The sequence below is a fragment of the Mycobacterium palustre genome (assembly GCF_002101785.1).
Classification (GTDB): Bacteria; Actinomycetota; Actinomycetes; order Mycobacteriales; family Mycobacteriaceae; genus Mycobacterium; species Mycobacterium palustre.
The window spans coordinates 39,959-51,634 of sequence record NZ_LQPJ01000124.1 but is presented as its reverse complement, the minus strand read 5'-3'; the positions used below and the strand labels follow the sequence as shown (position 1 = coordinate 51,634).

The 11,676-nt window shown below is 63.2% G+C and carries 13 protein-coding genes and 1 pseudogene; 1 reads left to right on the top strand and 13 read right to left on the bottom strand.

What is annotated here, in order from left to right; translation table 11 throughout:
- Window positions 1–46: 46 nt before the first annotated feature.
- Genes AWC19_RS20540 through AWC19_RS20505 form a run of 8 tightly spaced genes read right to left on the bottom strand, consistent with a single transcriptional unit; the run spans window position 47 to window position 7,310 of the window.
- The gene (locus AWC19_RS20540; protein WP_041297804.1) at window positions 47–1,258 is read right to left on the bottom strand and encodes an acetyl-CoA C-acetyltransferase; all 1,212 of its coding nucleotides are present in this window, start codon (window positions 1,256–1,258) and stop codon (window positions 47–49) included.
- Window positions 1,255–1,509, bottom strand: a complete 255-nt coding sequence (locus AWC19_RS20535) for a hypothetical protein (RefSeq protein ID WP_041297803.1) — start codon at window positions 1,507–1,509, stop codon at window positions 1,255–1,257. The genes AWC19_RS20540 and AWC19_RS20535 overlap by 4 nt, the downstream gene beginning before the upstream one ends.
- A gap of 7 nt (window positions 1,510–1,516) precedes the next feature.
- On the bottom strand, window positions 1,517–2,047 hold the full coding sequence (locus tag AWC19_RS20530; protein ID WP_014711215.1) for an aromatic-ring-hydroxylating dioxygenase subunit beta: 531 nt from the start codon (window positions 2,045–2,047) through the stop codon (window positions 1,517–1,519).
- Window positions 2,044–3,315, bottom strand: a complete 1,272-nt coding sequence (locus AWC19_RS20525) for an aromatic ring-hydroxylating oxygenase subunit alpha (protein WP_085079829.1) — start codon at window positions 3,313–3,315, stop codon at window positions 2,044–2,046. The genes AWC19_RS20530 and AWC19_RS20525 overlap by 4 nt, the downstream gene beginning before the upstream one ends.
- Window positions 3,312–4,961 carry a class I adenylate-forming enzyme family protein gene (locus AWC19_RS20520; RefSeq protein WP_014711213.1) on the bottom strand — a complete coding sequence of 550 codons (1,650 nt, stop codon included), beginning with the start codon at window positions 4,959–4,961 and terminating at the stop codon, window positions 3,312–3,314. The genes AWC19_RS20525 and AWC19_RS20520 overlap by 4 nt, the downstream gene beginning before the upstream one ends.
- Complete coding sequence (locus tag AWC19_RS20515; RefSeq protein ID WP_014711212.1) at window positions 4,958–5,743, bottom strand: enoyl-CoA hydratase/isomerase family protein; 786 nt, start codon at window positions 5,741–5,743, stop codon at window positions 4,958–4,960. The genes AWC19_RS20520 and AWC19_RS20515 overlap by 4 nt, the downstream gene beginning before the upstream one ends.
- Window positions 5,740–6,543 (bottom strand): enoyl-CoA hydratase/isomerase family protein, encoded by an 804-nt coding sequence (locus tag AWC19_RS20510; RefSeq protein ID WP_014711211.1) that lies wholly within the window; start codon window positions 6,541–6,543, stop codon window positions 5,740–5,742. The genes AWC19_RS20515 and AWC19_RS20510 overlap by 4 nt, the downstream gene beginning before the upstream one ends.
- Window positions 6,540–7,310 carry an enoyl-CoA hydratase/isomerase family protein gene (locus tag AWC19_RS20505; protein WP_014711210.1) on the bottom strand — a complete coding sequence of 257 codons (771 nt, stop codon included), beginning with the start codon at window positions 7,308–7,310 and terminating at the stop codon, window positions 6,540–6,542. The genes AWC19_RS20510 and AWC19_RS20505 overlap by 4 nt, the downstream gene beginning before the upstream one ends.
- A gap of 295 nt (window positions 7,311–7,605) precedes the next feature.
- On the opposite strand from AWC19_RS20505, the pseudogene AWC19_RS20500 reads away from it, so the two are divergent.
- Window positions 7,606–8,405, top strand: a pseudogene (locus AWC19_RS20500) (SDR family NAD(P)-dependent oxidoreductase).
- A 99-nt stretch (window positions 8,406–8,504) separates the two neighbouring features.
- Here AWC19_RS20500 and AWC19_RS20495 read toward each other — a convergent pair.
- The 5 genes from AWC19_RS20495 to AWC19_RS20475 form a co-directional block, all read right to left on the bottom strand.
- On the bottom strand, window positions 8,505–9,020 hold the full coding sequence (locus AWC19_RS20495) for a hypothetical protein (protein ID WP_014711209.1): 516 nt from the start codon (window positions 9,018–9,020) through the stop codon (window positions 8,505–8,507).
- Between the two features lie 191 nt (window positions 9,021–9,211).
- Window positions 9,212–9,565, bottom strand: a complete 354-nt coding sequence (locus tag AWC19_RS20490) for a hypothetical protein (protein ID WP_081490153.1) — start codon at window positions 9,563–9,565, stop codon at window positions 9,212–9,214.
- A 68-nt stretch (window positions 9,566–9,633) separates the two neighbouring features.
- Window positions 9,634–10,224 (bottom strand): hypothetical protein, encoded by a 591-nt coding sequence (locus AWC19_RS20485; RefSeq protein ID WP_425436902.1) that lies wholly within the window; start codon window positions 10,222–10,224, stop codon window positions 9,634–9,636.
- Window positions 10,225–10,263: 39 nt separating this feature from the next.
- On the bottom strand, window positions 10,264–10,845 hold the full coding sequence (locus AWC19_RS20480; protein ID WP_085079908.1) for a hypothetical protein: 582 nt from the start codon (window positions 10,843–10,845) through the stop codon (window positions 10,264–10,266).
- Between the two features lie 84 nt (window positions 10,846–10,929).
- Entirely contained in the window at window positions 10,930–11,643 is a 714-nt protein-coding gene (locus AWC19_RS20475; protein ID WP_014711205.1) for a hypothetical protein, read from the bottom strand.
- Window positions 11,644–11,676: the final 33 nt, after the last annotated feature.

Genomic DNA, 11,676 nt, shown 5'->3' with positions numbered 1-11,676 from the left:
CGGCACACAACCTTCGCCTCGACTCGTCGCGCACCCTGGTCGCCGGTCATGACGACGCTCCACGGAATATCGCGGCAATACCCTGCCCGCCACCGATACACATGGTCTCCAATGCCAAACCGCCCCCGCGCCTGCGCAACTCGTGCAACATCGTGGTGAGTATGCGGACCCCGGTGGCGCCGATGGGGTGTCCCAGCGAAATGCCCGAGCCATTGACGTTCAGCCGGTCTTCGACGTCGTCGAGCTTGACGCCCCATCCGGCCAGCACCGCCAAAACCTGCACTGCGAACGCTTCGTTCAGCTCGATCAGATCCAGGTCATCGAAGTTCAATCCTGTTCGACTGAAAAGCTTTTCCACTGCACCGACCGGGCCGATGCCCATCCGTGACGGCTCACAACCGACGGCGGCCCAGCCCTCGAAATAACCGAGCGGTTCCAGGCCGAGATCGTCTAGCCGATCTTCGGCCACCACCAGGCAGGCTGCCGCGGCATCGTTCTGCTGGCTCGAGTTGCCCGCGGTAACGGTGCCGTCGGGCATTACTGTGCGCAGGCGGCTCAGCGTGTCCAATGTGGTGTCTGGACGGACGCCCTCGTCACGGTCGAAAATCAGCGCCTCGCCTTTACGCTGCGGCACGTGCACCGCGACGATCTCCTCGTCGAACAGGCCTGACCGCTGGGCCGCCGCGGCGCGTTGATGGCTGCGCGCGGCGTAGCTGTCGGCGGCTTCGCGGTCGATGCCGTAATCGGTGGCCAGGTTCTCGGCCGTCTCGATCATGCCGCTGATCGAGCCGAATCGCGCGGGGGGCTGCGATAATTCGCGTCCGCGGTCGAGGCGGTCGTAGAGAGTCTGGTTGCCCGAACGGGATCCCCACCTCGCCGTCGTGGTGTAGTGCTCGATGTTGCTCATCGACTCGACGCCGCCGGCCAGCACGACGTCGGCGGCGCCGGTCTGCACTGTCATCGCCGCGGTGACAACCGCCTGCAGTCCCCCACCGCAGCGCCGGTCGATCTGCAGACCGGGGACACTGATCGGAAGATCGGCATGCAGTGCGGCCCACCGTCCGATGCACGGCGCCTCGGAATTCGCGTAGGACTGCGCGAATATGACGTCCTCGATGGCGGCCGGATCGACGGCGCTGTGCTCGACGACCGCGTCGATCACTCGCGCAGCGAGGTCCTCGGCGCGCAACGGCCGTAGAGTGCCGCCGAAGCCGCCGACGGCCGTGCGCAGCGGGCTGACTATCGCCGCGCGCCTCACGCGTCGCCCCGCCAACGATCGGACGAGGGATTCATCAGGGCGGTCAATCGATCCTCAGGCAGCCAGACGATGGTCTCCAATTCCAACGCATCAAGGTAACGCACGCGACCAGATCGAAGGTCCTCCAACCTCAGCCGCGGAGAATTACCTCTGGTATCGAAATTTACTGACACTTGGGCGAACTCACTGCCGATAACCGGACCCACACCGGCCGCGCTCACGGCACCGCCGTCGCCGAATTCAATCGTCATCAAGGACTCAGATCAGAAATCCGAGGGTAGGAATCGGCCGGTCTTTATCCACCAGATCCACCTTCTTGTACACCAGTCGTAACTCCCCGTCCAGGCGACGCACCCGGTACGTGACGCGGCCGCCCCACAGGTGATTGCCGCGAGCCCGCGATTCCAGCACCATGAAGTTAGCGCCCACCTCCAAGTCGACTCCGCCGCTGGGATTTGGTTGAGTACCGAGGATTTCGATGTTGGACAGCAGACGACGAAGATTCGACGGCGGCGCCTGGGCGTAACGCTTGCCGGTGCGAACCTGCTTGAGGCGAGTCGCGATGCGACTGCGGTTGTCGTAGATCACCGACATCGCGCGCAGCGGATCGTCGGTCGAGGCGACCGGAACCCAGTAGAGCGCGTCATCGGTCCACAACGCCTCCCAGGCGTCGTAGTCGGACTCGTCTGCATAGCGCGCTTCCCGGTACAGGAATTGCTCGACCTCCCAGCGGTCGAAGCCCTCAGGCAGTCGCCCTACGGTGGCGGCGTCATCGCGTGTGCTCGTCACGATTCAGTCTCCATCAGCATCTTGTAATGCGACCAGAAACCGCGCATCCCAGTCTCATCGGTGGCTCCGCCGATAGTGAAGCCGTTCTCGTCGACGCTTTCGCGACTGAGTCCACGACGAACGTCGAGCCATTCTGGCGTCAGGTTCTCGAGGCCCAGTTGGTTACGCTCATACATCTCGGTGTCGTCGGCCAGCAGCATTCCGGCTGGCCCCACCGAACCCATGCACTGCGACACCATGCGCTTGTTCATCTCCGGCGCGCCGGCCAGTTGCACAGCCGTGGAGTACTGGATGCACTCACCCACCGACACCGGTTGGATGTTGAATACCTGGATCTCCGCGATGAACAGGTTGGGGAAGATCATCACGTGCGGCCCACCTTCGATGAGGATTTCATCTGCCTCATCGCCGTATCGCTTGCGGATCGCCGCGACATAGTTGGGCACCCGGTCCTCGCTGGTGCCGAACCACCGCAATGGCTGGGCGAACTTGCGGAACTCCGGCCGCAAGTCGTTTTCGCTATGACCGTTTCCCAGGTCTCGGGTCACCGCGGTCGACGATTCGCTGTACAGAGCACCGATCGGGCTACCGGTGACGCCGAAGATCGAGCCGTGCACGAACTGGGGGTGGTAACCGTCGGTTTCGTTCTCCGCCAACAATTTCCAGTTGGCACGGGTCTGATGCTGCAACCAGCCGGCGGTGAGCTGGACTTCACCCTCCGGCGAGAGCCTGACTAGCCGGTCTATCTCACCGGCGGCTGCGCCGAGGTGCTCGCTAAGGCTGGGGCCGTCGGCGGCGAAGCTGCCGAACACGAACCCGCGGTAGGTATCCATTCGCGGCACCCTGCCCATTGGCAAGTCCAGCGTGCGTTCGCCGTAGCCCTTGAAGAACGGGAACCCTACGAGTTCACCGTCGTTGCGGTAGGTCCATCCGTGATACGGACAACGGAAGGTCGACGAGTTGCCCTTTGCGTCGTCGCAGACCTGATTGCCTCGGTGCGCGCAACGATTGAGCAGTAGGTGCAGCTGCCCGTCGCGGTCGCGGGTCATGATGACGTCTTGCAATCCGAGGCGCTTACGCACATAGTCGCCCGCCTGGGATACTTCGCTCTCGTGACCGACGAAAACCCAGGACCGATACCAAACCTTGCGTAGCTCCTCGGCAAAGATGGTGGGGTCGGTATAGAGCGATCCATGCACCTTGTCGCGTTTGATCAACTGGTCGTAGCGACTGCCGGTCGCGGAGGCTGACTCGATCAACGAAGTCATTCTTGGGGCTCCTCTCGGGAGATCTCGCGCACGCTACCGTTTGCGATGAGGTCGGGTAAGGCGAACTTGCGCACCTTGCCGGTGGACGTTCTGGGAAGGTCTTCAGTGAAGAACCAACGTTGCGGAACCTTATGCGGTGTCAAGTGTTTGCGCGCATGCGCATGCAACCGATCAACGAGATCTGTCGGCAACGGATCGTGGGTCTCGATCACCGCGCCCACAACTTCGCCCAAGCGGTCATCGGGAAGACCGAAGACGCACACCCGAGCGTTCGCGTCATGCGTGGACAGACATGCCTCGATTTCTGCTGGGGCGATGTTCTCGCCACCGCGGATGATCAGCTCTTTGAGCCGGCCGGTGATGGTCAGGTAGCCACGCTCGTCCATGGCACCGATATCGCCGGTGTGCACAAAGCCGTCCGTATCAACCGTCGCAGCTGTGGCCTCAGGATCGTGCAGGTATCCGATCATCTGCTGGTAGCCGCGCGCGCAGATCTCGCCTGGCTGCCCGACCGGTAATACCACACCTGTGGCCGGGTCGACGACCTTGCAATCAACCTGCGGCAGTGCGCGACCCACGGTATGGAGCTGATCGGCACGGGCGTCGTCGGGCCGCGTTGCAGTGAGAACCGACGCCAGCTCGGTCTGACCAAAGACGGTCACCACCGCCGCGCCGAAAGTGCGTTCGGTCGCCTCGATGAGCTCCGCCGATACGGCGGACGCCCCGCCGAGGCAGATGGAAAGGCGGGGTGGAGGATTGGTGGAGGTGCGCTGCGCTGCGACGAGACTGGACAGAATCGTGGGTACGAAGAACAGCACCGACGCCTGTGTGCGACGCAGGGTCTCCAGCACCGCGGTGGGCTCGAACCGGCCGATCAGCACCTCGGTACCGCCGATCCACATCGGACCCAGCGTGCTGATCACGCAGGCGGCGGTGTGAAACATCGGCAGCGGGTTCACGGTTACCGCGCCGGCGGGGATGCCCGCATACTGGACGGTCAGCTTCGCGACGTTGATCAGCGAACGGTGGCGCAGCAGTACTCCTTTCGTCGTGCCGGTGGTGCCCGAGGTGTACTGCAGCATGACTGCTTCATCAGGGTCGGTTGGAGCCGCGGCGATCACCGCGCCGTCGACAGCGTCAGCTCGCCACTGCGGTCGGGACGACAAGCTGATGGTGCGCAAGGCCGGGAGCGACTGGGCGATCTCGGCTACGACGGAGGCACAGTCGTAGTCGCGGCTGCGGTCAGCATGGATCAGCACCGAGGCACCAGAATGCTGCAGCGCGTAGCGCAGTTCGCTGGCACGCATCGCAGGGTTGAGCGCGACAAGGACCACGCCGGCAAGGGCCGCGCCATACTGAATTACCGGCCACTCCACCACATTCGGCGCCCACAACGCGACATAATCACCGGGCTGCGTCAACCGGGACAGCGCGGTCGCTACCCGGGAGGCCTCATCCAGCAGCTCTCCGTACGTGAATCGCAGCTGCGCCCCATCGCCATGACGCGGGCCGACCAAGGCCTCCACATCGTGGTGGGTATGGGCACGTTTGGTCAGCAGGCCACCGACGGTGTGGTCCACCAACTCCGTTCCGGTGTCGGCGTCCAGGTACGACCAGTCAAGGCGCCCGGCTAGTTTCGCGCTCACCGCGCCGGCGCTCCGAATTCCGGTCGTCGCTTGGTGCGGAAAGCGTCTATCCCCTCGGCGAAGTCGTCGGTGCCGAACAATTGTGCCTGGTGCTGAGCCTCGCGATCCAAGACGTCGAACGGGTCCATCGAAGGCCCCCGTGCGAGTAGCGATTTGATTACGCCGTATGCGTGCGTGGGACCGGCGGCGAGTCGCTCAGCGTCGATTAATCCGGCTTGTAACGCAGATCCCGGCTCGGCGAGCGCATCGACGAGACCCATGCTCAATGCCTCGATCGCGTCAAACGGCGTCGGCATCATCAGCATCTGTCGGGCGCGGGCCACGCCGACACGGGCCGGCAGCGAGACGAAGGTGCCCATGTCGCCCGCCAGGCCCACATTGGTGAAAGTCGTCGCAAAGCGTACGTTTCGGGCGGCGACCACACGGTCGCACGCGGCCGCGAGCGCGACGCCCGCACCGTAGGCGGAGCCTTCCAAAGCGGCGACGACGGGCTTTGGGGTTCTCCAAATCGCGCGAATCACCTGCTGTGCCAGCTGAGCCCGTTCCAACGCCGGCTCGGGTTCCATACGTTGCATTGATGTGATGTCGCCACCCGAGCAGAATGCCGGGCCCGCACCTGTGAGCAGGATTGCATGGATCGCAGTTTCGGCGTCGGCCCGCTCGAACGCGCCGGCAAGCTCGATTCGGACCCGAAGATCGATGGCGTTGCGCTTGTCTGGCCGGTTCAAGGTGATGATCCGCACCGCACCGCGGTCTTCGGTGACTACACAATCGGCGTTCATTGTCCGGTGAATTTCGGCTTGCGGCGTTCGATGACAGCCCGCAGGCCCTCGAGTGCGTCGGCGGTTCCGGAGAGTTCGGAAACCGTGCGCGCCTCTTCGGCCAAGCGTTCTTCGACCGACGACCCCAGTCCGCTCCATACCAAGCGCTTGGTGGCCGACAGGGCGCGGTTCGGCAGCGTCGCCAGCTCGGCCGCCAATTCCTCTGCGCGATTGAGCAATTCGTCATCGTCGACGACCTCGGTGATCAACCCGATATCAAGCGCCTCGTCGGCTGTCAGGGTGGGATTGGTCAGCAGGATCCGCAACGCCTGCCGCAGACCAACCAATTGCGCCAGCGTCACTGATGAGCCACCATCTGGTGCCATGCCGACCCGGACCGCGCCGGAGAAGAATTTTGCTGATCGCGCCGAGATGACGATGTCGGAAGCGCACACCAATCCCAGTCCGCCTCCCCCGGCAGCGAAGCCCTGGACGGCCGTCACCACCGGGGCTCGAAGCTGGATCAGCGCGGCAGTGGCCAGTTGCAGCCATGCCGTGGCCTCGCGCAGATAATCGGGGAGATCTGCACCCTTGGACTCGAAGGTGTGAATATCGCCGCCGGCGCAGAAATTGCGCCCCTCGCCGGTGAGCAACACCACGCGTACCGCGGGATCCGCATGACACGCCAGCACCTTCTCGTGCAGGGCCTTGAGGAACTCGACATTCATCCCGTTGGACGCCTTCGGCCGGTTCAGACGCAGCCTGGCAACGCCGTCCGCGACATCGAGGGCGACCGGCGCCACGGTTTCTTTGACGCTCATCGTTTGACTCCTCGCTGTCTGAATGCGGCCGCCCCGTTCTGTCCGGCACCCTCGCAGATGTGGTTGACCACCGTGTCGATTTCGTCATCCAATCCGCGGGGTGATGCCACCTCGACTCCGGCGTAGACGAGGCGCTTGATCGATGTGACAGCCTCTCGGCGCCGCTCGGCCAACGCGGTGACGAACCGTCTCACGCCCTCGTCGAAACCGGCTTGCGGAAAACTTCGATATGCCAAACCGTGGCGCACCGCCTCGGCGCCGGAAAGTCGATCGCCGGAGAGCAGCAGTCCCAGTGCCTGCTGACGCCCCACCAGCCGGGCCAGCCGCTGACTGCTACCGCCGCCGGGAACCATCCCGAACTTGATGTGGTTGTCAGCGATTTTGGCGTCGTCGCTGACCAGCGCAATGTCTGCGGCTTGCATCAGCTCGAAACCGCCGGCCATTGCGACACCCTCGACCGCCGCGATGACCGGAACCTCGACGCGGGCAATGGCTTCACACGCACGCCGAAACCCCACAAAAAGTTCCCGCAGCGCATCAGGTCCCTTCGACCGCAGGCGCTCTACTTCCTCGAAATCGCCTCCCGCGCAGAAGTTTCCGTTGGCGCCCCGGATGACGGCAACAGTGACGTCGGGGTTGTCACTTACCTCCAGGATGGTCTGCGACAATTCCTCGTTCAGGCCGACGCTGATCGCATTGAGCTTCTCCGGTCGATTGAGCGTGACCCACGCTATTCCATCGACGACATCGCGTCTCACCAGCGTCATCGCTTGGGTCCTCCGGTGAACTGCGTTACGGTAACGGTCAATTCGGCCAAAATCAGCGGTACCCCTCACCCGACGCCCTTGTCGGCTATCGCCCTGTGGGCGTCCAGCCCCATTCCCGGTCGTAGCGCCGGACGGCCGGAGCCGCTGCCATCGCCAGTGGTAGCGCGAGCGCACTGGTCGATCAACGACTCAGCCATCGTGACCTCTCTCTATCGAATCCAGTTACCCCTATTTCTAATCCACATTAAACTAAGATGACGGCGGTCACAACAGCCGCCCCAATGAGGAGCTTGGAATGGACCTTGGACTGAAAGCTGCCCGCGTGGTAGTGACCGGCGGCGCTTCGAACATCGGACGCGGCATCGTGCATGTGTTCGCCTCGGAGGGTGCTCGAATCGTGATCAGCGATATCGATAAAGCTCAGGCGGACCGGGTTCGCCGCGAAGCGCAAGATGGGGGCGCCGCCGAGGTCGAAGTCGCGATAGGTGATCTTACGGCTCCCGACCAAGCCGAGGCCGCAATTGGCGTCTCGGTCGATAGTTGGGGCGGCATCGACGTCTTGGTCAACAATGCCGGTTGGAGTGTGCCCGGTTTCATCGCGACCGACACCGACCGCGAAAAGTGGGAACGCACCATCGAAGTCAACCTGTTCACCGCGATCGCGGCCACGCAGGCCGCGATCGGCCCGGTGAAGGAGGCCGGCAGCGGCGCGATCGCGTTTATCGCCAGCGACGCTGCATTCGGTCAGATACGTCAAGGCGTTTACGGTGCGTCGAAAGCAGCGATGGTCGCCCTGGCCCGCACCGTGGCGCGCAAACACGGCCGCCATGGGATCAGGTCCAATGTCATCTGCCCGGGCCTGGTGATTCCCGAGGGCCCGGAGGCGATCGGCGAATCGAGCCTGTGGTCCCCGTCGGCCAGGATGAGGTCTTCAACCAGGATCAAATCGACTACATGATCAAGGGCACTCCGCTTCGCCGCTTGACCAGCGCCGAGGACGTCGCGAAGGCAGTGGCGTGGTTCTGTTCGCCGACGGCGGCGCGGCAGGTCACCGGCCAACTCATCTCGGTCAGCGGCGGCTACACGATCCCGTAACAGCGGCCATCCCGGCAAGGGCAAGCGCCAGCATCGGCGCGCCGGCAGCAGAGCCCGTGAGCAGTCGCGATTTCGCGTTCTAGCTTTGCGACTTCGTCACTACGAGTAGCACGGGCCGCCGCCGGGTGGCGCACACGATGCCGGCCCGAGCTGGACCCAGGCCAGGTCTATCCACGGCGCCGACAGCCAGGTCTTGGTGGGTTCGATGACGAATCTCATTGGCCCGCGCTCACAGTAGGTTCTGTTGTCACCAGTTGCCGCGCAGCTCGTTCCCTCGTGGTCGATGCGGGCGTGCGGCGGCAACGGTTTGTCGGCTTGGTTGCCGGGAAACCGCGCCGCTACCGACCAGTCATAGTGCACTGCCCGGTCTCCCTCGATCCAGCCGATATGGCCGATTCCCGGACCGGTGCCGGGAATATCACCGGCACAGCCGAAGCTGCCCCGGCGCCAGATCCCACACGTCTGTCCTGTCGGGGACAAGAAAAACACTCCGCCCGGAGATGCGAAGTCTTCAGCGTTGACCTCGTCGTAGAACCGGATATCCGGAAAAGGGTCAGGCCCGGCGCCCGGTGCCGGATCGGCCTGCGCCACCCCGGGACCGCCGAGAGCCAGCATGCCTACCCCGACAGCGGCCGCAGTGCGGAAGAGGCCACCTCTGATCCCTCGAGCGAGTCCGCGTCCGCGTCGAACAGTTCTTGGCTTTGACCTGATCACCAATTCTCCCGACCACCTCTCACGGCCCGCTTAGCGAAACGATGGAAATCTGCTCTGGCTACTAAGGCGATAAGGGTGGGTCTCATCGCTGCCTACGTAATACGTGGCGTAATGCCGTAGCAAGCGGCATCACCGACATCGAGAGTGTTCTGGCACAGGAGCTTGCCCTGGTAAAAGATGCGCGCACTTACCCATTTGGACGGGCCCGCGGTCGGACGCCAATCTGCGCGAACCTGGCTTCCACTCGGTGGCGGAGCTTTTACCGAGGCTATCGTCGCTTCAATTCGCCAGGGCAGCGGCACGTTCGGTATCGCCACCCGCCCTGACGAATCCTCGTATTCGATGTTTGCCACGGTAATCACGTCGGACACGACTTCATAGGTGACGGATTCATCAGCCCGCGCAGTCGATGGGTTTATGAGCGCGGAAATGCTGATCGCCGCCAAGGCGGCGATCGATCCCGCGGCGCGCCGGAGACCGCGACTCCGCCGTTGCGCGCGCTGACCAGCCGGGATCATTTGCCCGCCAGGACGACGACAGCAAGCGAGAGGCCGGTATCTGCATTGTGGAGAAGGCTGACACCGAAATCGGTGTAGGAGCAATTCGCCAATGGCGCTGGACCCGTATCTTCCAGCGTCTTGAACACACCCGGGCTGACATTCAAGCTAACGCCGGCGCCCTGCGTAGTCCCTTCCAGTATCGCTCCTTTGATCGCGTCGGCGTCGCTGTCGTGCCCAGCGCCCTGCAGCGACCACGATTTGCCCGCGCTGCTGCCGAGGTCCTTGAGGATGGGCAGTGCGCCTGTCGGCGAGTCCGCGGGGGAATTCCTCGTCGTGTGGCTGACGTAGGCGTCGGTCGAGTGATTCACGATCTCCGCAGCGTGCTCGACGATCGGGTCATACCGCAGCGGCGGGCAACTTGTGCCACTGCGCGCCGACACGACGGCTTGTTGGAGCGCGGGGGACGGATCGGCAGTGCTCGGCGGAGCGCACAGTACAGCGCTACTCAAAGTCGCGGCGAGCGCGACCAACGTCGCGCCGACTGCCGGCGCGCGACCTTGACGTGCCCGTGCCGGCACAGCCGTGCCGACATGGATTTTCAACACGTGTGCCTCCTCATCGAGATGCCGCCCACCGGACCGCGTTCAGTCGCAGACATGGGACCGCTGGATCTTGCTGCCGTAGTGCATTACCCGCTGAAACGATGGTCCGGTGAACCAGGTCGGCTGATGGCCCTTGATGCCCGCGCTGACGTTCGACAGGTTCTGCCAGAGGATGTAAAAGCTTTGACCCTCGTAAATCGGGAAATACATATCTCCTGCGTGGTCATAGCTCTGAGTCAGCGACTGAGTACGGGGAGCAAGGAAGTCCACCGACTGATCAATATTCGCAGTCATGGCAGCTTGCCGCTCCGGGATCCCCTCAGCATCCCAGTTACCGTTCCTGCTCAATACGCTGTTGTTGAATCTCTCGATCTGGAGCCTCAAATCCGCGTAATCCGCATTGAACCACCCACACATTTCTCGCTCGGCATTGATATCCGCGTCGGTGACGTTCCCCCGAGTCTGGTCGAACGGAAATGGAAATTTGGGCTGCCAATTTGCCATGGGCTTGACCGGCGCCAACGGCGGAGGGACCGTGTCGCGGCCCGGTGGATCTAGCGGGTCAGCGCCGGCGCGAGCCATGAGAGTTGCCGTTCCAGAGAGAACGAGCAGCACGCACATCATCACCAGACTGCCCCGGAGACGAGTTCCGGTCCGGCCGGTTGCTACGGATTCCATCCCTCAGCACATCCTTTGAAACATCGCCCGTTATTTCTGTCCAAGAGCTGCGGCGATGCCGCCGACGTCGCTGATTTGCCAGTCTTTGTTGCTGTCGATTGTGAGACTGTAGGTAGCGGTCGACTGCAGTCCCTCAGGAGCTTGCATTGTCTTGGTCAGAACGCTGACGAAGGAGTCGACGACATAGGTCCCGCCCACATCTGAGCGAACTTTCGCGGCCAAGGGCCGCGCGGTCGAAACCCATTGCAGCGGAGTAAGGATCTGTTCCATCTCACCCGCGGCCTTGGTGAGCTTTTCCTTCAGTTCCGGGGAGGTGCCCTTCACGAGTTGCACCTTCCAAGCGTTGAGGTCCTGGAAGTTCATCTCGGCGGCATGCACGGCGTAGTCCTGGGCTATTTCTTCCGCATGCTTCTTGTTGCTGGTAGCGCGCGCTTCCGCACTCAATTTGTTCTGCGCGCCGATGTACAGCCACGCCAGCACTCCGATCGCGCTGGCAGCAACGCAGATAACGGCCGCGATCACCAACGTCCGCACCGATATCGACACCCGCGCGCGCGACTTCTCAGAGTCCGCCTTGGACTTGCTCTTGACGGTCGCTGCTTCGTCAGGTTCTGAAGTTGTTTCCTCTGGCTTCTGGTCCTTTGCCGGCTTCTTGTCGGCTTCTGGCTCCTCGTTCACTTCTGGCTTCTCGTCGTCGACGACGTCCGACGACGCGTTCTCGATGTCGTGGTCAGTGATGGACACGGCTTCCCCTCAAAACTTCGATGATTGCCCGGC

What these genes read in the sequence shown, in the direction of transcription:
- AWC19_RS20535 (WP_041297803.1), bottom strand. Translation starts at nt 1,509, where the DNA reads ATGACGATTGAATTCGGCGACGGCGGTGCCGTGAGCGCGGCCGGTGTG.
- AWC19_RS20525 (WP_085079829.1), bottom strand. Translation starts at nt 3,315, where the DNA reads ATGACTTCGTTGATCGAGTCAGCCTCCGCGACCGGCAGTCGCTACGAC.
- AWC19_RS20515 (WP_014711212.1), bottom strand. Translation starts at nt 5,743, where the DNA reads ATGAACGCCGATTGTGTAGTCACCGAAGACCGCGGTGCGGTGCGGATC.
- AWC19_RS20510 (WP_014711211.1), bottom strand. Translation starts at nt 6,543, where the DNA reads ATGAGCGTCAAAGAAACCGTGGCGCCGGTCGCCCTCGATGTCGCGGAC.
- AWC19_RS20505 (WP_014711210.1), bottom strand. Translation starts at nt 7,310, where the DNA reads ATGACGCTGGTGAGACGCGATGTCGTCGATGGAATAGCGTGGGTCACG.
- AWC19_RS20495 (WP_014711209.1), bottom strand. Translation starts at nt 9,020, where the DNA reads ATGCTGGCTCTCGGCGGTCCCGGGGTGGCGCAGGCCGATCCGGCACCG.
- AWC19_RS20480 (WP_085079908.1), bottom strand. Translation starts at nt 10,845, where the DNA reads ATGATGTGCGTGCTGCTCGTTCTCTCTGGAACGGCAACTCTCATGGCT.